We start from the raw sequence: 22467 nt of genomic DNA, 5'->3' as shown, positions 1-22467 counted from the left end.
TATTCCTCCGGCGGGGTCAGTTTTCGATCAGGGAGAGGCCGTATCCGCGCGGATCATGGCGGGAAATGCAGTTGGGTACCTTGCCGTTCCGGCAATAAATGGCATTGACGGACGCCAACCGGTCCACTTCGACCATCACAGGGAAATCGCCGCTCAGACTGTTTATGGTCTCCGCCTCCATGGAGGATTCATAGAGTAGCGGCAGGTTCTGTCCCATGGTGAACAGCCGCGGTGCATCCATCGCCGGATCGAGATTGTTTCCTTTGGCAAAGACATTAAGCGCCGTTGTGACCGAGGCCACGGTTCCCGCCGCGCCGCCGGTAGCCGCGCTCGCATAATAGAAATCCTTGTTCGGGATATTGACGACCAGCATCGGGGACGTGAGGAATTCACGCTGTTCCGGCGGCAGGTTGCCCGCCATGACCATGCCGGTGATCTCGCCCATCTGGCCGGAGCCGAACGGAAAACCCAGCCCGACAACGCAGGCGACGGCATTGCCCTGGTTATCTGTGGTGACGAAAGAGGTTGCGCCATGGCTGATAAAGGGTGAGATATTGCTTGTTTCGGAGAACACGCTTGCTGTCGCGGCGGCTATCTCGGCCTGGGGAATGGCGACATCGACACCGAGGATTCCCTTGCCGTCATAGAGCGCGCTCCAAAGTTTGCGGTATAGATCACCAGAGGCGGTGGTGGACACCCCTACCATGTTGTTATCGACGCGGAAGCTGGACGCCTCCTGCCAGACCGGCTTGTAATTGATCATATCGGAGACGGTGATTTTGCCACCGGCATTGGTGGCATCCTCGATGAAGGTGCGGGCCCAGGTGCCGCTATAGAAGACCGCCCCGCCTTCGGAGCGGAGCGTTGAGAGCAGGCTGGCGAGGCGAACTTGCCGGATTTTTGTCCCCTCTGCCACAAACTCACCTTGTTTATCCTTGAAAATGCTCTGAAGATTATAGTCGAGGAACAGTTGATCCTCATTCAGGACCATTGCCATATGCTGCGCGCGCGACAGCGGTTCACCGAAATTGGCTATCTGTTCGGCAGGTGTCAGCAGCGAGGACCATGGCAGGCGGCCATAGCGGGCCTGAAGCGCCGCCATGCCGCGCATGTTGCCCGGAATGGCAATCGCCCCGCCCGCCGCAGGAGCTTTGTTGAAAAATTGCAGATTCTCGAGTTTGTTGGTTTCGTTGTCATAGACGATGCATTCCCCGCCCCCACCAAGGGAGGCGGCAACCGGATAGGTAACCGCGAGGGTGAAGTAAAGCGCCGTTGCGGCATCCGCCGCCGTACCGCCGGAGGAGAGAATGTCCTCTGCCACCAGGGTTGCGCGCGGCTCGTCCGAGGAAGCGCCGCCGAGAGAACCTTCTACATTGCCGACTTCGCCAAGCGGGACACTTGGCCCACCGCAGGCGGTGAGAGCCAGCGGCATAACGGCGCAAAGCGATATCAGTCGAACCATCCATTGACGGGAGCGCATTGAGTTCCTAGTTTTAGGTATTGATAAAAGGATGTTTTTCTTGATCAAACGCATATTAACGTCGGTTTCCATATTTCTGGTCCTGTTTCTGTCCCTGCAAGGGGCTGTTGCGAAACAGACGGCCCCTTCGTTCATCCGTGACGCCGAAATTGAACATACCCTTCGCGGTTACGCAAGGCCTCTGTTCAAGGCGGCGGGATTGAACAGCAGTGATGTGGAAATTTATATCATCAATAGCCGTGACCTAAACGCCTTTGTTGCGGGCGGGCAGAGATTGTTCATGTTCCGCGGCCTGCTGGAGCGGGTGGAGACGCCCGGACAGTTGAAGGGTGTGATCGCCCATGAAACGGGCCATATCGCTGGCGGTCATCTCGCCCGGACTCATGACGCCCTTGCTAATGCGAATATCAAGAGCATCGTCGGCATATTGCTGGGCGTTGTCGCGGCGGCGGCGGGCGGCGGTGAGGCCGGCGCGGCGGTGGCCATTGGATCGCAGGATGCGGCGACCAAATCCTTCCTGCAATACAGCCGGACGCAGGAATCCTCCGCCGACCAGGCGGCTATTACCTATCTGAACCGCACGGGGCAGTCCGGTCGCGGCATGGCCGAATTTCTGGAAATTATCGGTCAGGGCGAATATCAGCCGCAAAGCACCATCTCCTCCTATTACCGGAGCCATCCAGTCAGCAGCGAACGTGTCTCTGCGCTCAGCCAGCGGATAGCCGCGTCTCCCTACAAGGATGTTCCGCCGGCTGAGGAAGATGTAGTCGCGCTCAAGCGTATGCAGGCGAAACTGTTCGGATTTACCCGGCCGCTGCCTAAAACCCTCGCCAAGTATCCTCTGAGCGATACAAGTCTTGAGGCGCGCTATGCCCGCGCCATTGGTTATTTCCGCTACCCGGATCTCGACAAGGCGCTCGCCGAGATCGACAGCCTGATTGCAGAACATCCGACGGACCCCTATTTTCATGAATTAAAGGGGCAGGCGCTCTATGAGAATGGCAATATTTTTGAAGCCCTGCCCTCTCTTGAGACGGCGGTAGACCTCGCCCCAAACGAGCCGCTGCTCTTGACATTCTACGGCACGATCCTGAACGCGACGGGTGATCCGCTGAATTCGGAGAAGGCAATTGCCATCCTCAATGACAGCCTGACGTTCGATCCGAATAATGGAATGACGTGGGACCAGCTCGCCATTGCTTACAGCCGGACGGGCGATACGGGCATGCTATCCTTGGCAAGCGCGGAACGGTCCCTTCTGGAAGGTGAGTACCAGAAGGCTGTGTTTCATGCGGAGCGGGCACAGGACTTTTTTAAAGTCGGCAGTCCGACCTATCTTCGGCTGGAAGATATCATCACGCTGGCCAACCGGGCGAGCCAGAAGAACTAGCGCCCGGCCGGGTCAGGTCATTTCTGGCTTTTCAGAAGGTCGCGAATTTCCTCAAGCAAAACTTCCTCGCGTGGCGGTGCGGCAGGCTCCGCCGGTTTTTCCTCTTCTTTCGGGGTCAGTCGATTTATCTGCTTGATCAGAAGGAAGACGGCGAAGGCAACAATGATGAAGCTGATCACTGTGTTGATAAAGGCGCCGTAATTCAGCGTAACTGCCCCGGCCTCTTTCGCGGCTTCCAGTGTCGCATAGGTGCCGCCCGAGAGGGTGATGAAAAAGTCCGTGAAGTCGACGCCGCCGAGCAACATGCCGATCGGCGGCATGATAATATCCGCAACGAGTGACTTGACGATCGTACCAAATGCCGCACCAATGATGATACCGACAGCCATGTCGACAACATTGCCGCGCATGGCGAATTCCTTGAATTCCTTAAACATCATTTACCCCTCAACAATTTAATACACAAAGCGCCTCTTTAATCCCTATGGCGGGCCAAAGCGCAGAATACCCGACTTTTGGACTATAAATAGCTTCTCAATAATCCACAATGCGCATTATGCCGGGACAGCAGACCGGTTTCTTCATAACCACTTCGCGGTTCACAGAATTGTTTGTTTAATTTGTGCCCTCCCTGACGCATAATCAACCGAACACATTCTTCTGAAAGTATAATATGCCCAAACCCCGCAAACTCAGTACCCTTAGCATTGTCTCCCTCTGCGTCCTTGTCGGGCTGATTGTCTTTGGCGTCTTTCAATATGCGATCACCAAACCGCAAATGACGGAAGAAGCCTTTGGGGAGCGGGTGCGCGGCTATCTTCTGTCAAATCCGCAAGTCCTGCATGAGGTAATTGCCGAATTGAAAAAGCAGGATGAAATTGCCAGCGCCAAACAGCAGAAGGAGATGATGACAACGCTTGCGGCGGATCTCAAGAATGACGGATACAGCTATGTGGCGGGCAATCCGGACGGTGATGTGACCATCGTCGAGTTTTTCGATTATCGCTGCGGGTACTGCAAGAAGAGCTTTCCCGATCTGATGAAAACTGTCGAGGAAGATGGCAATATCCGGCTGGTTTTAAAGGAGTTCCCCATACTCGGGCCAGAGTCCATCCTCGCCTCCCAGGCGGCGATCGCCGCGATCGAGCAGGACAAATATATGGAACTTCACACCGCGCTGATGACTTCCCGTGGCGGGCTCTCAATTGATCGCATCCGTACGCTTGCGACCGACGTCGGCATTGATGTTGAAAAGCTTGAAGTCGATATGCAGGCCGACGAGGTGCGCGAGACCGTCGAGAAAAACTACCGGCTTGCCAAGCAGCTCGGGATCGACGGCACCCCCGCCTTTGTCATCAATGAGGAATTCATTCCCGGCTTGATTTCAGGCGCGGAGATGAAGCAGATTGTCGCGGAAGTCCGCGAAAAAGCGAAAACCGCTGACGACAGCGAATCCTGAGCGCGCGGCCCGTGTCTAGATAACGCCGCGGCGGATCTGGTCAAGCTCGATCGATTCGAACAATGCCTGGAAATTCCCTTCGCCGAAGCCCTCATTGCCCTTCCGCTGGATAATCTCGAAAAAGATCGGACCGATAACATTCTGGGTGAAAATCTGCAGCAGAAGCCCCTGGCCCTCCGTTGGGGCGCCATCGATCAGGACTTGCAGCTCCTTCAGCCGTGCCACATCTTCCCCGTGGTCCTTTACCCGCTCGTCCACCTGTTCGAAATAGGTATCCGGTGTGCTCTGGAACAGGGTTCCTGTCTCGCGCATCGCCTTGACCGTCGAGTAGATATCATTGGTACCAAGAGCGATATGCTGGATTCCCTCCCCGTGATAGGCGTTGAGATATTCCTGGATTTGTGACTTGTCGTCGGAGCTTTCATTGATCGGGATACGGATTTTGCCGCAGGGGCTGGTCATGGCCTTGCTCTTGAGGCCGGTCAGCTTGCCCTCAATATCGAAATAGCGGATTTCCCGGAAATTGAACAGCCGTTCATAGAACTCGGACCATTCCGCCATGCGCCCCCGATGCACATTGTGGGTCAGATGGTCAATATAGGTAAGGCCGGTGCCTTCGGGATGCCGCTCCTCCCCCTCAATGGGCAGAAAATCAACGTCATAGATAGAGCCCTTGTCACCATAGCGATCGACCAGATAGATCAGCGAATCCCCGATCCCCTTGATCGCCGGGATATTCAGCTCCATCGGTCCCGCATCGGACGGCACGACCCAGGCGCCGAGTTCCTCTGCTCGCTTGACCGCCTTCGCCGCATCCTTCACCCGAAAGGCCATGGCGCAGGCGCAGGGCCCGTGAATGCGAGCGAAAGACTGGGCGAAGCTGTTCGGCTCCGCGTTGACGATGAAATTCACATCGCCCTGACGATACAGCGTCACATCCTTCGAGCGATGCCTGGCGACGGGACGAAAGCCCATGGAAGTAAAAAGTGCGCCCAGCGCCTCCGGGTCCGGCGCGGCATATTCGACAAATTCGAAGCCGTCGGTTGCCATCGGGTTTTCCCATAAATCCGCCATCTCTTTCCCTCCTGCAAAAAAGTAGTTTCATTTGAAACTTTATCCGATAAAATGGAGCCAGTTATGAATAAAGTCAAGGCCGCATCCGTGAATGATTTGAAACGCATCCTCTATCTGCCCCGCTTCCTGCCCTATCGCCTGACCAAGCTGTCGGGGACGGTTAGTCGTGATCTCGCCGCGCAATATTCAGCGACGTTCGACCTGACGATCCCGGAATGGCGAATTGTTGCGCTTCTTGGCTCCCGTCCCGGGCTTACTGCACGAGAGATCGCGCCGCTCGCGTCCCTCGACAAGGTGAGCATCAGCCGCGCCGTAGAGCGTCTGGTGACGTCGAAACGGCTGAAAAAACGCACCCTTGATGGAGATCGCCGCTCGGCGGCGCTTTATCTCACCGAGGCGGGAATGACTTGCCTTCGCAAGATTATCCCGATTGCGCAGCAGTATGAGGATCAGCTGCTCGAAGGTTTCACGCCAGAGGAGATAGAACAGCTCGATGGGTTCCTGAACCGTCTGGATGCGAAAGCGGAGGCGTTAAAGAAAGGCGACTAGGGCGCCTGTCTATCGAACATCTCCAGCCGGCCGAATCCCGGCACCTTCAGTGCGCCATCATCGAGATCGAACCCGAGGGTGAGACCGAGCAGATGCAACTCAAACCCTTCCACCGGGCTGACGGCAAAACCGCCGAGGCCGAGCAGGGAAAACTGTATGCCGCGCCCGCTCACCGCGCTGCCCAGAAGATTGCTGCCGGAAATGAAATCCTTGCCGATGGCCGTCGGTGGCAGGTCAAGCTCAAGGTCCGGGATTTCACGGCCGATATGGGCGATGAAGCTGTTGGAGTTGGGCCCCGGCCAGACCTTGTATTCATATTTGTGGGGATATTCCTCGATCGCTTTTTCGATCCGTGTGATCAGGGTTTCCGTACCCGGCCCCTCATATTGCGCCAGGATTTCGGGCTTATTGCCGAACCAGTGGTTATCCGGCGCGCTTCGGCTGCTGACCAGCGCGTTGCCGCCGTTCCGCGCGCGCCAGCCGATGACCTCATAGCGCTCGTAATTCGCGGCATTCGCCCGTTTCATGGAAATCCAGGTATGGATGGCAAAATTCCCGCGCCAGCCCCAGGTGCGCGCGCCGAAGACCTGGATAATGGCCTCCTTGTGCGTATCGGGCGACGGAGAGAGCCCGGTCGCGTCCCGCCGCGCGGAGGACCAGCTCAGCCCGTCCGGCGACATGCCGAGCGCAACCGACAGCAATTGCGGCATCGCAAACAGCACCACCGCACATAAAATTACCAGAAACCCCTTCCGAACCGCCGCCATACCACCCGTCATCCCGCACTGCACAAAACCAGAGTATAAGGGTAAGGCCGCAATCCGTAAAATCAATCCTGCGTGTGCTGTAATCTGGAAAAAATCATTAAAGCACCATTCGAAAGAGTAGATATCACTTTATCTAAACAGTAAATTATCATTGGAACGATATTACAAAACTTTATAAAATTTGCTATGACATACCGAACAAAATGTAATTGGTGGCTGTTGTTCTCCTACATAGGCGGAGTCATTGGAGGACTTTATACTTTTTCGCTAGTTTCTCTTGGAAAAGTGGATAGCCTTCTTCCCTTGGTAGTGCTTTTTGCATTCATTTTTTCAGCTCCAATCTTCATTTTATATTTGTTTTATGTAATAATTATTTTGTTAAAATGGTTGAAAATATTTACCTCTGGACATTTATTTCACCTTTCGCGATATGCTTATTCTGGTTCACGCTTGAGTTGATTCTATTTGATATTACCAGTGATAATTCTCTGGTCAGGATAAAAATGGTTTTTTTTTGCTCGATAATTGGGTCAGCGATTTTCTCATTGGGGGCAATCATAACCAAAAATGAAAGAGGCGTTTAACCTCCACTCCCGCATCGACTAATTTTCACAACTGCTTTAAACTTGGGGAAGACTTCTGTATAAGGGGGCAGTTTGGCAGGTGGCGGGGGTGCCGCGGGCATTTGGCGGAGAGTTGCGGGGACATGTATGGGTAAGTCAGTTATCATCATCAACGGGCCTAATCTGAATATGCTCGGCCGCCGCGAGCCGGAAATCTACGGAAGCACTACGCTTGCCGATATCGAGGCGCTCACCCGCGCCCATGGCGAGACGCTCGGGATGGAGATCGATTTTTTCCAGAGCAATAACGAGGGTGAGCTGGTCAGTGCCATTCAGGGCGCGGCGGAGCGTCACGGCGGCATTATCCTGAACGCCGCCGCCTATACCCATACCTCCATCGCGTTGCAGGATGCGATCAAGGCGACCGGGGTTCCGACCATCGAGGTGCATCTCTCGAACGTTTTTTCGCGTGAAGAATTCCGCCATCACAGCTATATATCCGCTGTTGCCGCTGGCGTTATCTGCGGATTTGGGGCAAAAGGTTATGTGCTGGCCCTCGATGCGCTTGCCGACATTATAGATTAAGTAAACCGAGACTTGGACATTATGAATAAACTCAACATCGACAAGAAGGCGATCCGTGAACTGGCCGAGATCATGAATGAGACCGGCCTGGGCGAGATCGAGATTGAAACCGGAGACCATCGCCTGCGTGTTTCGCGCGGTTCCTCGGCGAGCGCTGCGGCACCGGAGATGGTGCAGGCGGTTGTTCCTGCCGCCGCTCCTGCTGCCGCTGTCGCTGCTCCGGCCGCTCCGGATGCCAGCAACCACCCGGGCGCTGTAAAATCCCCCATGGTGGGCACGGCGTATCTCTCGCCGGAGCCGGGCGCGGCGCCTTTTGTGCGCGTTGGCGATACCGTTGATGAGGGACAGACGCTGGTCATTGTCGAGGCCATGAAGACCATGAACCCGATAGCGTCGACAAAGGCCGGCAAGGTGGTCGAGATTCTGGTGGACGACAAGGAACCGGTCGAATACGGCCAACCGCTCGTCATTGTTGAATAACGATAGCAGGTTTGATGTTTGAAAAAATTCTGATTGCCAATCGCGGCGAAATTGCTCTCCGTATCCATCGTGCCTGTCGGGAGATGGGTATCAAGACGGTGGCGGTGCATTCCTCCGCCGATGCGAATGCCATGCATGTCCGCCTGGCCGACGAGAGTGTCTGTATCGGTCCGCCAAGCTCGGCCGAGAGCTACCTGAACATTCCCTCCATTATCGCCGCGGCGGAAGTGACCAACGCGGATGCCATCCATCCGGGCTACGGGTTCCTGTCGGAAAATGCGAAGTTCGTCGATATCGTCACCGCCCACGGGATCAAGTTCATCGGCCCGTCCGCCGACCATATCCGCATGATGGGCGACAAGATCACGGCGAAGGAAACAATGCGCAAGCTCGGCGTGCCCTGTGTGCCGGGATCGGAAGGGGAAGTCCATACCCTTGCCGAGGCCGAGAGTGAAGCCGAGAAGATGGGCTACCCTGTGATCATCAAGGCTTCCGCCGGGGGCGGCGGTCGCGGCATGAAGGTCGCGACGAGCAAGGCGGCCCTGTCGGAAGCCTTTTCCTCCGCCCGCTCGGAAGCCAAGCTCGCTTTCGGCGATGATGCGGTCTATATGGAGAAATACCTGAGCGGTCCACGCCATATCGAGGTGCAGATCCTCGCTGACGGCAAAGGCAATGTGGTGCATTTGGGCGAGCGCGACTGCTCGCTCCAGCGGCGGCACCAGAAGGCCCTCGAAGAGAGCCCCTCACCCGCCATCACCGATGAACTGCGCACGCGGATCGGCAAGACGGTTTCCGACGCCATCCGCGATATGCGCTATGAAGGCGTCGGCACGATCGAGTTTTTGTTCGAAAATGATGAGTTCTATTTCATCGAGATGAACACCCGCCTGCAGGTCGAGCATCCGGTGACTGAAATGATCACCGGGATCGACCTCGTTCAGGCGCAGATCAATGTCGCGGCGGGCTTTCCGCTGGAGCTGACGCAGGAGGATATCAAATTCTCCGGCCACTCCATTGAGTGCCGGGTGACGGCGGAAGACCCGGTGACCTTCGCAGCAAGCCCCGGTCCGGTAACGGAATTCCATGTGCCCGGCGGCCTTGGCGTGCGCGTCGATAGTGCGCTCTATGCAGGTTATAACATCCCGCCCTATTACGACAGCCTGATTGCCAAGCTGATTGTCCATGCGAAAACCCGTGAGGAATGCCTGCTGCGCCTGAACCGCGCGCTTGAGGAATTTGTTGTCAGCGGGATCAAAACGACACTGCCGCTGCATCAGGAGATCATCCATAATCAGGAATTCCGTGACGGCCATTTCGACATCCACTGGCTGGAAAAATTCATTGCCTCGCGGTAACGCCCGGCTCTGACATGACCTCCATAACGGCTGAAACGATCCTCGCCGCCTATCGCATCGGAATATTCCCGATGGCCGACAGTGCTGACGATCCGTCCCTGTTCTGGGTCGATCCGGACCGGCGGGGAATTTTTCCGCTGGATAAATTCCATGTGCCGAAACGTCTGACCAAGTCCATTCGCAAAGATCCGTTCGAGGTGACCATCGACCTTGATTTTCGCGGTGTCATGCGGGCTTGTGCCGCGCCGCGCCGCGATGGCGGAGATACCTGGATCAATCCGGAAATTATGGAGCGCTATAGTGAACTCCATGACCTTGGCTATGCCCACAGCGTTGAATGTCGGCGGGACGGCGAGCTGGTCGGCGGCCTCTATGGCTTTGCCTTTGACAGTGTGTTCTGCGGGGAGAGTATGTTCACAAAAGTCACGGACGCCAGCAAGGTCGCGCTCGTCTATCTGGTGGCGCGGTTGATCCATGGCGGATATACGCTGCTCGATGCGCAGTTCCTGAACCCGCATCTCGAAACCTTCGGCGCCGAGGAGATCAGCCGGGAGGAATATCAGGCGCGTTTACGCCTTGGATTGCAGTCACTCGGAGATTTTTATTCCTTGCCTGAAGGGCTTTCCGGCTCAGACATCTTGCAATCGATCACCCAGACATCATAGACCGGATGCTCTAGCGCATTGATGCCGGGGCTGGAGGCGAACATCCAGCCATTAAACAGGCGCGGTCCTTCTTCCCCATCGTGAATTTCGGTGATTTCCAGAAAGGTTGAGGTTTCGGGCGTTTCTTCCGGCGGACGTTTCAGGCATTTGCGCGGTCGGATGGCGATGCTGCCATAAATGACCGTCTCCCCGATCGGAACGGAGAGATCCTGCGTGCGTGCCGTCACCTTGTCCAGCGCCCGGAGCACGACAATCTCCCCTTCCGGTCGCTCGACCTCTTTCTTGAGCTGGGATTGGGTCTGGGCGAAAGAGTCCGCATACGTCAGGGTCAGCAGCGCGACAAACAGGGCGGCAGCGGTGCCGCGCCGACTGTGCCGGAGAAACTGGAAAAAATGAAACAATGCGGGGGCCGTCCGTTATTTGTCGTCGCTGCTTTTGCTGCCGCCACTGCCACTGCTGAAGACCGCCTGGGCGATCAGGTCCTGAATATTCACTGCGCCCTGAGTGTAGGAAATAGTGCCGCCGTTCGCCAGCATGTCGTCCGAGCCGCCGGGGGTGAGCTGCAGGTAATTGTTGCCGAGCAGGCTGCTTGACGTGATCTTGGCGGAGCTGTCTTCCGGCAGTTCGACAGTTTCATCGAGGCTGATTTTCAGGACGGCGCGGTAGGTCTTCGGGTCAAGCTCCTGTGCCGTGACCGCCCCGATCTTGATGCCGCTCATCCGGACATCGCTGCCAACGCTCAACCCGTCCACATTGTCGAAGGAGGCCGACAACGTGAACCCGCCGCTGCCCGTTGTGATATCCGCGGTGCGATAGGCAAACACCAGGAAAATTGCCGCGAAGGCCAGAACCACGGCGCCAATGACAGTTTCGACAATATTGCTACTCATAGTCTCTCCTCTGCCCGGGCCTGATCAAAGACCCCGGATAATCCAATTTACGGTTTCCACGCTTCGTAATCCGGTGTCCCCGGCTTGCGGTCCACCCCTTTTGCGATGGAGCCGTCGGGATGATAGGCAAATTCAGTTCCGGTCAGGTTCGGCATATGCTCTTCCTGCCAGGGGGCCTGTGGCAAGTCCTGTTGGTCGGGCAGGTTGTCCGTCGTGTAATGCAGCCAGATGTGCCACGCCGGCGGCACTTTCGAGGCTTCGGGCGTGCCCTTATAAAGTACCCAGCGACGTTCCCGTCCAACAGGGCCCGTCGGCTTGCCCTTTTCCCGATAGTAACGGTTGCCAAACTGGTCCTCTCCGACCTGTTCGCCATGCCACCATGTGTACAGCCTTGTGCCAATCGTCGCCATTTGAATCATCTCACTGAATAAGATCACATATATTTGCCCGGAATATGGCATTGTGCGCCCCATTCGTCCAGTCTAACTTTGCACAATACCCCGTCGGCAAAGGCCTCTTTTTCAGTTCTTGATTCTGGTTTTCGCGCTTCGGCCGGATGCGGATGTTGCTTTTGTGCAACCTGTTTTGGATTTTTTGTTAACCATAATAACACTCAATTGTCATCAAACCGCCATATTCAGCGACATCTCGCTATCGATAAAATTTTAGCTACTAGATATAGTATTTTTGCTGTTGACTTCAAGAAATCTCGCCGACATGATCCTATGCGTTGAGGGGGAATTTCCTACTATATATGGTAGGTGCTGGAAATGAGGTAGCCGTTGCTGACCCTGCGTTTTCCGGCGATAAACCGCAAATTCCCCGCTTGATGATAACGACAATGAACTGGTGATTGGAAGGTACAAGATGCGTATTGAGCGACGGTTTACAAATAAAGATTCTTCTCCTTACGCGAGCGTGAAATTCAGGCAGACCACCAGTGAAATCAGAAATCCCGACGGTTCGATCGTTTTCAAGCTGGAAGATATCGACGTACCGGCCGAATGGTCGCAAGTTGCCTGCGACATCATTGCGCAGAAGTACTTCCGAAAAGCTGGCGTCCCTGCCCGCCTGAAACCGGTCACCGAAAAAGAGGTGCCGGAATGGCTGTGGCGTCAGGAAGCGGACAAGAAGGCGCTTGATACGCTGCCGGAAGAGGAACGCTATATCGGCGAAACATCCTCCACCGAAGTCTTTGACCGGCTCGCCGGGACCTGGACCTATTGGGGCTGGAAGGGCGGTTATTTCGATGGCGAAGATGACGCTCGTGCCTATTTCGATGAAATGCGCTACATGCTGGCCCGCCAGATGGGCGCGCCCAATTCGCCGCAGTGGTTCAATACCGGCCTGCACTGGGCCTATGGCATCGACGGTCCGGCGCAGGGGCATTCCTATGTCGATTTCAAGACCGGCAAGCTGAAGAAATCCGTGAACTCCTATGAGCATCCGCAGCCCCATGCCTGCTTCATCCAGTCCGTCGATGACGATCTGGTGAATGAAGGTGGCATCATGGACCTCTGGGTGCGCGAGGCGCGGCTGTTCAAATACGGCTCCGGCACCGGCACCAATTTTTCAAACCTGCGCAGCGAGGGCGAGAGCCTGTCCGGCGGCGGCAAGTCCTCGGGCTTGATGAGCTTTCTCAAGATCGGTGACCGGGCGGCAGGCGCGATCAAGTCCGGCGGAACAACGCGCCGTGCGGCGAAGATGGTCACGCTCGATATCGATCATCCGGATATTGAGGAGTATATCGGCTGGAAAGCCGTCGAAGAACAGAAAGTTGCGGCTCTCGTCGCCGGATCGAAGCTGTGCAATATTCATCTGAACAATGTGATCAAGGCCTGTCATGAAATAAAGGGCGATGAGGCCTTTATCCCGGCGGAAAACCCGGCCCTGCGCAAATCCATTATTGGCGCGCGGAAAGCCATGGTGCCCGAGAACTATATCCAGAGGGTGATCCAGTTCGCCAAGCAGGGCTATACGGAGGTTGAGTTCCCGACCTATGACACAGACTGGGATTCAAACGCCTATCTCACGGTATCGGGGCAGAACTCCAATAACTCGGTCCGTATCACCGATGCCTTTATCGAAGCCGTCCTGAAAGACGGTAATTGGGACCTGATCCGCCGCACTGACGGCAAGGTCGCGAAGTCGGTCAAGGCCCGTGACCTGTGGGAGCAGATCGGCGAAAGCGCCTGGCAGTCCGCTGATCCGGGCTTGCAATATGACACCACGATCAACGACTGGCACACCTGCCCCGAGGATGGCCGGATCAATGCATCCAACCCATGCTCGGAATATATGTTCTTGGACGATACGGCCTGCAACCTCGCGTCGCTCAACCTGATGACTTTCCGCCGCGCTGACAAGAGCTTCGATATCGAAGCCTTCGAGCATGCGGTGCGAATCTGGACGGTTACACTGGAAATCTCCGTCCTGATGGCGCAGTTCCCGTCCGAGGAGATCGCCAAGCTGAGCTACAAGTTCCGCACTCTCGGTCTTGGCTTTGCCAATATCGGCGGCCTGCTGATGGCGCAAGGCTTGTCCTATGATTCGAAGGAAGGTCGCGCGCTCTGCGGGGCGATTACAGCGGTCATGACCGGCGTCGCCTATAAGACCAGCGCCGAAATGGCCAGTGAGCTGGGTGCGTTTCCGGGTTACAAGAAGAACGCGAACCATATGCTGCGGGTCATCCGCAATCACCGCAACGCCGCCTATGGGCTGAGCGAGGGTTATGAAGGGCTCAATGTCATTCCGGTTGCGCTCGATGCGATCAACTGCCCTGAAGAAGGCCTGACGGAATCCGCCAAGAATGCCTGGGATGCCGCCCTTGATCTTGGCAAGAAGCACGGCTTCAGGAATGCGCAGACGACCGTGATTGCGCCGACGGGCACCATCGGGCTGGTCATGGACTGCGATACAACGGGGATCGAGCCTGATTTTGCCATCGTCAAGTTCAAGAAGCTGGCCGGCGGCGGCTATTTCAAGATCATCAACCGCACGGTGCCGGAAGCACTCAATCATCTCGGCTACAGCCGCAGCGAGACCAAGGCAATCATTGATTATGCGGTCGGTCATGGCACGCTGGAAGACGCGCCCGGCGTCAATCATGAGGCTTTGCGGGCGAAAGGCTTTACCGACGAGATCCTGGCGAAGGTTGAGAGCGGATTGGCGACCAGCTTCGACATCAAGTTCGCTTTCAACAAATTCTCCATTGGGGAGGCTTTCTGCACGGACGTGCTGGGCCTGAATGCCGCAAGCCTGAACGATTATAATTACGATATGCTTGCCGCCCTTGGATTCACCAAGAAAGAGATTGAGGCAGCGAACAATTACTGCTGCGGTGCCATGACATTGGAAGGCGCTCCTCTATTAAAGGATGAGCATCTGCCGGTCTTCGATTGCGCCAACCCTTGCGGCCGGATCGGCAAGCGGTTGCTCTCGGTCGAGAGCCATATCCTGATGATGGCAGCGGCGCAGCCGTTTATTTCAGGGGCGATCTCGAAAACCATCAATATGGCCAACAGTGCCACGGTGGAGGATTGCAAGGATGCGTATCTCCTCTCCTGGAAGCTCGGCCTGAAGGCAAACGCACTTTATCGCGACGGCTCCAAGCTTAGCCAGCCCCTCTCCGCCCTCTCCTTCGACGAGGACGATCTTGAAGACATGAACGAGGAAATCCGCACGTCCCCGACGGCGGCCAGCAATGTCGTCGCCGAGCGGATTGTCGAACGCATCGTGTCGGAGCGCAAGAAGCTGCCAACCCGGCGCAAGGGCTACACCCAGAAGGCAGTTGTCGGCGGGCACAAGGTCTATCTTCGCACCGGCGAATATGATGACGGCGGTGTCGGCGAGATTTTTATCGATATGCACAAGGAAGGCGCCGCTTTCCGCAGCCTGATGAACAATTTCGCCATCGCCATATCCATCGGGCTGCAATATGGCGTGCCGCTTGAGGAATTCGTCGAGGCGTATACCTTCACCCGGTTCGAACCATCGGGCATTGTCGAGGGCAATGACGCGATCAAGATGTCGACCTCGATCCTCGACTACCTCTTCCGCGAACTGGCGATTTCCTATCTCGGCCGGAATGATCTCGCGCATGTCAATCTGGATGACCTGCGCAATGACAGCATGGGTACCGGTGACGATCAGGCGAAAATCACCGAGGATGAATATTCCGAGCGGCAATCCGCCTTCGATAACGTGATCAACCTCGCCTCAACCGGCTATGTCCGGGCAAATAATTTTGAGGTGTTGCAAGGCGGACTGTCCGCCATGTCCCTCAACCTCGCGCAAGGCCAGGCAAGCGTTGCGGCGGCAAGCGTAGGCGCCGCAGGGGCAGTGGCGGCGGCCAGTGTATCCACAGGGGGACCAGCTTCCACCGGCCCGGATAAACTCAGCCGGTCGATGGAGGCCCGCATGAAGGGCTATGAAGGGGACAGCTGCGGTGAATGCGGAAACTTCACCCTTGTCCGCAATGGCACCTGCATGAAATGCGATACCTGTGGCGGCACAAGTGGGTGTTCGTAAATAGTTTGAGTTCAGTTGCTTGACCGGTTTGTTTAATCTGTCAGATCAAGAGTTTTGTTGCGTAATCAGTAGAGTAAAAGAGTAGCGTATCCAGTAGCGTAGAACGTAAATTTACGTTGAGTAAAGTTAGAGAGTGCAGGGTTTCAGTTCTCCAAGATTGCTTACCTGTTAGTCTTACCTCAAAGAAAAGAGCATGTTTCCGGAAACATGCTCTTTTTTATGTCAGGCCCAGCTTGTGGCGAAGCCCTTGCGCTTCAGGTTTTTCGAGATGGACCGCGATTTCCGTTTGGTCTCGATATCCGGTTGCGGCTTGCCGAAGTACCATCCCTGCCCGTAATTGACCCCGAGGACATTGAGGACGTGAAGCTGTTCCTTGGTTTCCACCATTTCGGCGATGGTCCCGATGTCAAGCTCCTGACAAAGGCGGGAGAGTGCCTTGAGAATAGCCGCGTCGCGCTTGTTCGTCAGCACTTCCTTGATATAGGTACCGTCGATCTTGATGTAATCGACGGTCATGGCGCGGATATACTGGAAGGAAGCGGAACCGGAGCCCATATCATCAAGGGCGATTTCCATGCCGCTTGAGCGCAGTGTCTGGATCACGTTTTCAGCCCGATCCAGATCCTTGATCCGGCTGGTTTCGGTAACTTCCAGACCGATATTTGTGCGAATTTCTTCATTGTCCTGATAGAGAGCGAGCAGATTGTCGATAAAGCTGTCAGATTCGAGTGAATAGCCCGAAATATTGAAGGCAAGCCGCGGCAGGACATCGCCGCGCTTCTGGTATTCCAACAGTTTATTCTTCGTTTTCTGCGCAACGCCAAGATCGAGATCCTGAATAATTCCCGTTTCCTCGGCGAAGGTGACCGTTTCATAGGGGCTTTCCCCATCCTTGAATCGGGACAGGACCTCGTAATGGTGAACTTCCTTGTCGGAAATTCGGACAATTGGCTGATACACCAGCTTGAACTTGTAATTCTGGAAGACCGACTTGAGCGCCAGCATGCGATTCATTGTGGTCTCAAGACGATTGTCCATGCCTTCGGCCAGCGTCTTGATATTGAAATCCTTGGTATCGCTCTCGACGAAGCGGTTGATGACATACATCAGTGCCTGCGTTGCATCGCCGGTGGAAAGCTGCCCTTTCACCAGATCAATTGTATTGCGCTGTACCGTCAGGTTCGCTTTCGGATCGGCCTCGTGGGTAAGCGTCGTGATCTGATCTTCCAGGTTTTTCTCGTCCATCGAACTACTGTGCATGACGCCATATTTGTCGTCGTAGAGACGGCCCGCGGAATCACCCCCCAAGGAGTAACGGCGGAGCAGAACGCCAATCCTGTCAAGAAAGAGCGACATTCTCTCTTCATCCAGATGCTCCTGAAGCGTCGCCATGCCATTCAGATGCAGCAGCGTCAGCTCGGCTTTCTGGCCGGATTCGGCGTTGGCCGCCAGATGTTTGTCTGCCAGTTTCAGGAAATCCTTGCGATCAAGAAGACCGGTGTCGCTGTCGCGATATTCCGCGTTGGAGCGGGCCGCGGCGACACTGGAGACATTGAGCGCGAGATAAATATGGTCGTTATGTTTGGGAAGCTTGCAGGCGCCGAGAATGGCCGCCACCTTGGTTTTTTCCATTTTCGCGGACACCGGTGTGATGCGGTCCCCAACCTTCATGGTTTCGAGAATATTCGCAACGACGGCCTTATCCTGCTGGGCCACGACATCGGAAAAGGCGACGCCTTTGAGGTCCGCCATCTCATAACCCGTAATTCCCTTTGCCGCACCTGAGGCGAAAACGACCACGCCTTTTTCGTCCAGCTCGATGAGCAAATCCGCGGCAGCGAAGGAAAACGCGACGAAGCGTTCTTTCTCTGTGCGCAATGTGTCTAGCTTGTTGTCTTGTGTCACCTTGAAGCCTTTTGGTTAATACCGCCTCAGGTTACGCCGTCATTTATTAACAAATCTGAAAAATGGTAAAAAAAAGGGAATAAAAAAACCCGCGTTTTGGCGGGTTTTTTCATAAAATGATGGTTAAGATCGCCTATTCCTCGGTTTTTGGCTTCGGCAAGACGGTCCGGATATGCAACTCCCGCAGGTTTTTCGGCGGTACTTCTGCCGGGGCCTGCATCATCAGGTCCTGTGCCTGCTGGTTCATCGGGAAGAGGATGACTTCGCGGATATTCGGTTCATCCGCCAGCAGCATGACGATGCGGTCAACCCCTGGGGCAATGCCCCCATGCGGCGGCGCGCCGTAGCGGAAAGCGTTCAGCATGCCACCGAAACGGTCTTCAACAACCTGCGCCTCATATCCGGCAATCTCGAAGGCCTTCATCATAATATCCGGGCGATGGTTCCGGATCGCTCCCGACGACAGCTCGATACCGTTGCAGACGATATCATACTGATATCCCTTGATATCGAGCGGGTCCATGGTTTCAAGCGCCTCGAGTCCACCCTGCGGCATGGAGAAGGGGTTATGGCTAAAATCGATTTTCTTCTCGGTTTCGTCATATTCGAACATCGGAAAATCAATGACCCAGCAGAAGCGGAAGACATTTTTCTCCGAGACATCCAGCTCTTCGCCGATGCGCACCCGCGCCTTGCCGGCGATATCCGCCGCGCCCGCGGCCTTGTCGCAGGCGAAGAAGACGGCATCCCCCTCGCCCACGCCGGTAATCTCGCGGATCTTGGCAATGCGTTCCTCATCAAGGTTTTTGGCAATCGGGCCCTTGGCCTCGCCATCCTTGAAGATGATATAACCAAGGCCCCCGGCGCCTTCCTTCCGTGCCCAGTCATTCATCTTGTCATAGAAGCTGCGCGGACGGTCGGCAGCGCCCGGCGCTGGAATGGCGCGGACGACAGAGCCTTTCTCGATATTTTTCGCGAACAGCCCGAAGCCGGACCCGGTAAAGGGCTCCGTCGCATCGCTGATAATGATGGGGTTGCGCAAATCCGGCTTGTCCGTGCCGTATTTCAGCATCGCCTCGTCAAAGGGAATGCGCTCGAACGGGGTGACGACCTTGCGATCCCCCGCGAACTGCTGGAACACATTGGTCAGCACAGGCTCAACGGCCGCGAAAACATCTTCCTGCGTCACGAACGCCATCTCGATATCGAGCTGGTAGAACTCACCCGGACTACGGTCGGCGCGGGCATCCTCGTCGCGGAAACAGGGGGCGATCTGGAAATAGCGGTCGAAGCCAGACATCATGATCAGCTGCTTGAACTGCTGTGGCGCCTGCGGCAGGGCGTAAAATTGCCCCGGATGCAGACGGCTCGGTACGAGAAAGTCGCGGGCGCCTTCGGGCGAAGAGGCCGTCAGGATCGGGGTCTGGAATTCCTGGAACCCTTGTCCGCGCATCTGGTCGCGCAACGCCGAGATAATTTCGGAACGGAGCACGATATTCTGGTGCAGCCGCTCCCGCCGGAGGTCGAGATAGCGATGGCGCAGGCGGATTTCTTCCGGATACTCCTGCTCGCCAAAGACCGGCATGGGGAGTTCTTCTGCCGCGGATTGCAGCTCGAATTCCTCGATATCCACCTCAACCGCTCCGGTTGGCAGGTTCGGGTTGATGGTCTCCGCGCTCCGGGCGACAACCTTCCCGGTAATGGTGATGACACTCTCCGAACGCAGGCTTTCCACCTTCTCAAAATTCGGAACATCATGCTCGATCACGCATTGGGTAATGCCGTAGTGATCGCGCAGGTCCACGAACAGCAGATTGCCATGGTCGCGCTTGCGATGAACCCAGCCCGACAGGCGGACGGTTTTGCCAACATCACTCTCGCGCAGTTCCGCGCAAGTATGGGTTCGGTAGCTATGCATCGATACTCTCTTAAATCTCAGGGGCCCGAAAACGGCCAAAATGGATAATGAGCGCCTGTCTTACATGGTTTTTCGCGCCTCGCCAACCTTCCTTTATCGAGAAATATGGTCTATTCTGCGATCAAATGAGCTTAGCAACGTAACAAGTAACGTTTGGGTGCCTCCGGACGTGGTTTTGTTTGGAAAGGGCACTGGAAGTTAATGCAGATAATAACAACGACAACCGCGCTCCAGGAATTGGCCGCCCGGTTCGCGAAATACCCCTATATGACCATCGATACCGAATTCCTCCGCGAGAGTACTTTTTGGCCCATCCTTTGCCTGGTACAGGTGGCAACGGACGATGAGTCGGCGATTATTGACCCGATGGCGGAGGGGATTGATCTCCAACCTCTTTTCGATCTGCTGCAGGATGAGAATGTGCTGAAGGTCTTTCATGCGGGCCGGCAGGATCTCGAGATTTTTCATCACCTGAACGGCGAAGTGCCGAAACCGATTTTCGATACGCAGGTCGCCGCGATGGTCTGCGGCTTCGGCGAATCCGTGGGTTATGATACGCTGGTTGCCAAGATTACCGGCAAAGGGATCGATAAATCCTCCCGCTTTACCGACTGGTCGCGCCGTCCCCTTTCCGAGCGGCAGCTCACCTATGCCGAGGCCGATGTGACCCATCTTCGGGATGTTTATAAATTCCTTGCGAACAAGCTGAAGGAACGCGGCCGCGAGGAGTGGGTGGCGTCGGAGATGGAAATCCTGCGCGCGCCGGAAACCTATTTCATTCCGCCGATGGAGGCATGGCAGCGCATCAAGGCCCGCAACAACAATTCAAAGTTCCTCGGTATCCTGCAAGCTGTCGCCGCCTGGCGGGAAGAGCAGGCCCACCGCCAAGATATTCCGCGCAACCGGGTCCTTCGGGATGAGGCGTTGCTGGAGATATCCTCCAATCCGCCGAAAAGCCCGGAGGCGCTTTCCCATGTTCGCGGAATCGGCCAGAAGTTCGCCGACGGCCATATGGGCCGCGGATTGCTGGCGGCGGTCGAGGCCGGGGTCAATCTGCCGCCGGAACAACGACCAACGCAGGCGAAAAAATCACCTCCGCCAAAGGGAATTGGCCCCCTAATGGAGCTTTTGCGGGTTCTTCTTAAACTGAGATGTGAAGAGAACGAGGTCGCCCAGAAGCTGGTCTGCAACATGGCCGACCTGGAAAGGATCGCCGCCGAAGACGACGCGGATATACCGGTGCTCAAAGGCTGGCGCCGTCGGGTCTTCGGGGAAGATGCACTGAAGCTGAAAAACGGGGAAATTGCCCTCTCTTCCGAAAACGGGAAGATCAGGATAATTTCCCTGTAACCACCTCGATCCCTGACTCAAGATCCAGTTCTGCCGCCAGATTTTCCAACTGGTTTACCACATGATGCCCGACCAGCGGCGACAGTGATGTCGGGATTTTCAGGATAATCGTCGTCGAGGACACCTCAAGCCGTGTCTGTGACAAAATACCGATCGTTCCGCCGCTCAAGGTATGTGAAAGGCGAAGAGCAAGGCCAATGACGAGCGCATTTTTTGCTTCCTGTTCATTGAGCAGGCGCAGGCTGTCATCCGGCGCGGGCCCGGAAAAATCACCTTTATAGCGGGCATAGACCGAAAGCGCGACCATGGCCCGGCCGCGATGGCCGATGCCGTTGAAGGGCGCGCGGAAAATCCGTCGGAATGCCTGCGCCGCGCGGTAATCCGAGTTTGCCCACCAGGCAATATCAGAGAGCGTCGCCGCCGCCAGGGTCAGCCGCTTGCTCTTGCGGTCGACCGGGCGCAGCAGATCCTCCAGCCAGTCAAAGATTTCCTCGCCATGCTCGGCGAAACGGCCCTCGCTCGCGGCCATGTCGCGGCAGGCATCCAGCAGCGGATCCCGCTTTCGGACGGATTTCTTGAGCTCGGAAAAAAGCATCCCCTCGCGCAAGCCATTGCCGGAGAAGATAATGTTGGCCGGGGTCACCTTCTCCATCAATTCCTGCATGATGATGGCGGCGGTATGCATTGTATTTGCGCGGGATTTCGGAATTCCGTTGGCGTTATAAAGTTCCTCTGGCGTCATGGCGAGAATCTCGTTGAGGAGGGCCGTCATTTCCTCCGCGCTCAGGCGATAGTTGTGGATGATGGTGAGCGGATGGTTCGTCTTGATGATGTGGTATTTAGCGAGGACACGCCAGGCGCCGCCAACGGCATAGAAATCTTTTGCGTCCAGGGCGTCGAGCCAATCGGCCTTGGCAAATTTCTTGTTGATAAACTTGCGGAGCTTTTTCTCCGGCATATTCATGTATGAGAGACGCAGGGCGCCCAAGGGGAGCGTCGCCGTTTCATGAATGCGAAAATCCGATATTTCCACAAGTTCCAGACTACCACCGCCCAAGTCCCCGGCAAGGCCATTGGCATGGGGAATGCCCGAAAGCACGCCAAGGCCAGAATAGCGGGCCTCCTGACGGCCGCTCAACACCTGGACATTGAGGTCGCATTGCTGCTCGATCTCGGAGACGAATTCCGATCCGTTGTCGGCCTCACGCACGGCGGCGGTGGCCGCGACCATGACCCGCTCGATTCCCATGTGATGGACGAGCGCGGCATAGCGCTTAAGGGCCGCAAGGGCGTCGGCCATGGCCTTCTCGCCCAGCAGCCCCGTCGTGCCGAGCTCCCTGCCCAGACCACACAAAACTTTTTCATTGAACTTGGGAAGCGGTACCCGCTGCGGTCCGTCAAAGACAACCAGCCGGACTGAGTTTGACCCAATATCGATGACGGCAGTAGACTTGTCGGACACCTTGACGACAGGGTCCAGCTCTCTATCCCGATCTTCCATTCTTTC

19 protein-coding genes are annotated in these 22467 nt (G+C 56.0%); 9 read left to right on the top strand and 10 right to left on the bottom strand.

The window, feature by feature from the left end:
* Positions 1 to 16 precede the first annotated feature (16 nt).
* On the bottom strand, positions 17 to 1480 hold the full coding sequence (locus tag AACZ19_RS15220; protein WP_339635333.1) for a gamma-glutamyltransferase: 1464 nt from the start codon (positions 1478 to 1480) through the stop codon (positions 17 to 19).
* 40 nt (positions 1481 to 1520) lie between these two features.
* On the opposite strand from AACZ19_RS15220, the gene AACZ19_RS15215 reads away from it, so the two are divergent.
* Entirely contained in the window at positions 1521 to 2870 is a 1350-nt protein-coding gene (locus AACZ19_RS15215) for a M48 family metalloprotease (protein WP_339635332.1), read from the top strand.
* A 17-nt stretch (positions 2871 to 2887) separates the two neighbouring features.
* On the opposite strand, the gene mscL is transcribed toward AACZ19_RS15215, so the two are convergent.
* On the bottom strand, positions 2888 to 3310 hold the full coding sequence (gene mscL / locus AACZ19_RS15210; protein ID WP_339635331.1) for a large-conductance mechanosensitive channel protein MscL: 423 nt from the start codon (positions 3308 to 3310) through the stop codon (positions 2888 to 2890).
* Between the two features lie 233 nt (positions 3311 to 3543).
* Between mscL and AACZ19_RS15205 the strand changes: the two genes are divergently transcribed.
* Positions 3544 to 4329, top strand: coding sequence for a DsbA family protein (locus tag AACZ19_RS15205; RefSeq protein ID WP_339635330.1), 786 nt, complete (start codon positions 3544 to 3546; stop codon positions 4327 to 4329).
* Positions 4330 to 4344: 15 nt separating this feature from the next.
* Here AACZ19_RS15205 and hppD read toward each other — a convergent pair whose 3' ends face one another.
* On the bottom strand, positions 4345 to 5403 hold the full coding sequence (hppD, locus tag AACZ19_RS15200; RefSeq protein WP_339635329.1) for a 4-hydroxyphenylpyruvate dioxygenase: 1059 nt from the start codon (positions 5401 to 5403) through the stop codon (positions 4345 to 4347).
* Between the two features lie 63 nt (positions 5404 to 5466).
* On the opposite strand from hppD, the gene AACZ19_RS15195 reads away from it, so the two are divergent.
* Positions 5467 to 5952: a MarR family transcriptional regulator gene (locus AACZ19_RS15195; protein WP_339635328.1), complete on the top strand. Its 486-nt coding sequence runs from the start codon at positions 5467 to 5469 to the stop codon at positions 5950 to 5952.
* Here AACZ19_RS15195 and AACZ19_RS15190 read toward each other — a convergent pair.
* Entirely contained in the window at positions 5949 to 6719 is a 771-nt protein-coding gene (locus AACZ19_RS15190; RefSeq protein ID WP_339635327.1) for a DUF3750 domain-containing protein, read from the bottom strand. The two genes, AACZ19_RS15195 and AACZ19_RS15190, sit on opposite strands and share 4 nt — an antisense overlap.
* A 710-nt stretch (positions 6720 to 7429) precedes the next feature.
* On the opposite strand from AACZ19_RS15190, the gene aroQ reads away from it, so the two are divergent.
* Genes aroQ through aat form a run of 4 tightly spaced genes read left to right on the top strand, consistent with a single transcriptional unit; the run spans position 7430 to position 10367 of the window.
* Entirely contained in the window at positions 7430 to 7867 is a 438-nt protein-coding gene (gene aroQ / locus AACZ19_RS15185; protein WP_339635326.1) for a type II 3-dehydroquinate dehydratase, read from the top strand.
* 21 nt (positions 7868 to 7888) lie between these two features.
* On the top strand, positions 7889 to 8347 hold the full coding sequence (gene accB / locus AACZ19_RS15180; protein ID WP_339635325.1) for an acetyl-CoA carboxylase biotin carboxyl carrier protein: 459 nt from the start codon (positions 7889 to 7891) through the stop codon (positions 8345 to 8347).
* A 14-nt stretch (positions 8348 to 8361) separates the two neighbouring features.
* Entirely contained in the window at positions 8362 to 9702 is a 1341-nt protein-coding gene (accC, locus tag AACZ19_RS15175; RefSeq protein ID WP_339635324.1) for an acetyl-CoA carboxylase biotin carboxylase subunit, read from the top strand.
* 14 nt (positions 9703 to 9716) lie between these two features.
* Positions 9717 to 10367, top strand: a complete 651-nt coding sequence (gene aat, locus AACZ19_RS15170; protein WP_339635323.1) for a leucyl/phenylalanyl-tRNA--protein transferase — start codon at positions 9717 to 9719, stop codon at positions 10365 to 10367.
* Here aat and AACZ19_RS15165 read toward each other — a convergent pair.
* The 3 genes from AACZ19_RS15165 to AACZ19_RS15155 are packed head-to-tail and all read right to left on the bottom strand — an operon-like array spanning position 10304 to position 11667.
* Positions 10304 to 10768 carry a DUF2155 domain-containing protein gene (locus AACZ19_RS15165; RefSeq protein ID WP_339635322.1) on the bottom strand — a complete coding sequence of 155 codons (465 nt, stop codon included), beginning with the start codon at positions 10766 to 10768 and terminating at the stop codon, positions 10304 to 10306. The genes aat and AACZ19_RS15165 overlap by 64 nt on opposite strands.
* A gap of 15 nt (positions 10769 to 10783) precedes the next feature.
* On the bottom strand, positions 10784 to 11257 hold the full coding sequence (mlaD, locus tag AACZ19_RS15160; RefSeq protein WP_339635321.1) for an outer membrane lipid asymmetry maintenance protein MlaD: 474 nt from the start codon (positions 11255 to 11257) through the stop codon (positions 10784 to 10786).
* Between the two features lie 47 nt (positions 11258 to 11304).
* On the bottom strand, positions 11305 to 11667 hold the full coding sequence (locus AACZ19_RS15155; RefSeq protein WP_339635320.1) for an NADH:ubiquinone oxidoreductase subunit NDUFA12: 363 nt from the start codon (positions 11665 to 11667) through the stop codon (positions 11305 to 11307).
* A 457-nt stretch (positions 11668 to 12124) separates the two neighbouring features.
* Here AACZ19_RS15155 and AACZ19_RS15150 point away from each other — a divergent pair, with 457 nt between their 5' ends.
* Positions 12125 to 15787 carry a vitamin B12-dependent ribonucleotide reductase gene (locus tag AACZ19_RS15150; protein ID WP_339635319.1) on the top strand — a complete coding sequence of 1221 codons (3663 nt, stop codon included), beginning with the start codon at positions 12125 to 12127 and terminating at the stop codon, positions 15785 to 15787.
* Positions 15788 to 16009: 222 nt separating this feature from the next.
* Here the strand turns inward: AACZ19_RS15150 and AACZ19_RS15145 are convergent, their stop codons facing one another.
* On the bottom strand, positions 16010 to 17692 hold the full coding sequence (locus tag AACZ19_RS15145) for an EAL domain-containing protein (RefSeq protein WP_339635318.1): 1683 nt from the start codon (positions 17690 to 17692) through the stop codon (positions 16010 to 16012).
* 133 nt (positions 17693 to 17825) lie between these two features.
* Positions 17826 to 19610 (bottom strand): aspartate--tRNA ligase, encoded by a 1785-nt coding sequence (aspS, locus tag AACZ19_RS15140; protein ID WP_339635317.1) that lies wholly within the window; start codon positions 19608 to 19610, stop codon positions 17826 to 17828.
* A gap of 201 nt (positions 19611 to 19811) precedes the next feature.
* Between aspS and rnd the strand changes: the two genes are divergently transcribed.
* Positions 19812 to 20960, top strand: coding sequence for a ribonuclease D (rnd, locus tag AACZ19_RS15135; RefSeq protein ID WP_339635316.1), 1149 nt, complete (start codon positions 19812 to 19814; stop codon positions 20958 to 20960).
* Here the strand turns inward: rnd and AACZ19_RS15130 are convergent.
* Complete coding sequence (locus AACZ19_RS15130) at positions 20941 to 22461, bottom strand: Ppx/GppA family phosphatase (RefSeq protein WP_339635315.1); 1521 nt, start codon at positions 22459 to 22461, stop codon at positions 20941 to 20943. The genes rnd and AACZ19_RS15130 overlap by 20 nt on opposite strands.
* Between the last annotated feature and the right edge of the window lie 6 nt (positions 22462 to 22467).

It is taken from the genome of uncultured Sneathiella sp. (assembly GCF_963973085.1).
In the GTDB taxonomy this organism is placed as follows: domain Bacteria; phylum Pseudomonadota; class Alphaproteobacteria; order Sneathiellales; family Sneathiellaceae; genus Sneathiella.
The sequence above is the reverse complement of the archived record's forward strand: the minus strand, read 5'-3'. Positions and strand labels throughout refer to the sequence as shown.

Bases quoted from the DNA above. Each gene is read 5' to 3' on its own strand.
- AACZ19_RS15220 (WP_339635333.1), bottom strand. From the start codon at position 1,480: ATGCGCTCCCGTCAATGGATGGTTCGACTGATATCGCTTTGCGCCGTT.
- mscL (WP_339635331.1), bottom strand. From the start codon at position 3,310: ATGATGTTTAAGGAATTCAAGGAATTCGCCATGCGCGGCAATGTTGTC.
- AACZ19_RS15205 (WP_339635330.1), top strand. From the start codon at position 3,544: ATGCCCAAACCCCGCAAACTCAGTACCCTTAGCATTGTCTCCCTCTGC.
- hppD (WP_339635329.1), bottom strand. From the start codon at position 5,403: ATGGCGGATTTATGGGAAAACCCGATGGCAACCGACGGCTTCGAATTT.
- AACZ19_RS15195 (WP_339635328.1), top strand. From the start codon at position 5,467: ATGAATAAAGTCAAGGCCGCATCCGTGAATGATTTGAAACGCATCCTC.
- AACZ19_RS15190 (WP_339635327.1), bottom strand. From the start codon at position 6,719: ATGGCGGCGGTTCGGAAGGGGTTTCTGGTAATTTTATGTGCGGTGGTG.
- aroQ (WP_339635326.1), top strand. From the start codon at position 7,430: ATGGGTAAGTCAGTTATCATCATCAACGGGCCTAATCTGAATATGCTC.
- accB (WP_339635325.1), top strand. From the start codon at position 7,889: ATGAATAAACTCAACATCGACAAGAAGGCGATCCGTGAACTGGCCGAG.
- accC (WP_339635324.1), top strand. From the start codon at position 8,362: ATGTTTGAAAAAATTCTGATTGCCAATCGCGGCGAAATTGCTCTCCGT.
- aat (WP_339635323.1), top strand. From the start codon at position 9,717: ATGACCTCCATAACGGCTGAAACGATCCTCGCCGCCTATCGCATCGGA.
- mlaD (WP_339635321.1), bottom strand. From the start codon at position 11,257: ATGAGTAGCAATATTGTCGAAACTGTCATTGGCGCCGTGGTTCTGGCC.
- AACZ19_RS15155 (WP_339635320.1), bottom strand. From the start codon at position 11,667: ATGGCGACGATTGGCACAAGGCTGTACACATGGTGGCATGGCGAACAG.
- AACZ19_RS15150 (WP_339635319.1), top strand. From the start codon at position 12,125: ATGCGTATTGAGCGACGGTTTACAAATAAAGATTCTTCTCCTTACGCG.
- aspS (WP_339635317.1), bottom strand. From the start codon at position 19,610: ATGCATAGCTACCGAACCCATACTTGCGCGGAACTGCGCGAGAGTGAT.
- rnd (WP_339635316.1), top strand. From the start codon at position 19,812: ATGCAGATAATAACAACGACAACCGCGCTCCAGGAATTGGCCGCCCGG.
- AACZ19_RS15130 (WP_339635315.1), bottom strand. From the start codon at position 22,461: ATGGAAGATCGGGATAGAGAGCTGGACCCTGTCGTCAAGGTGTCCGAC.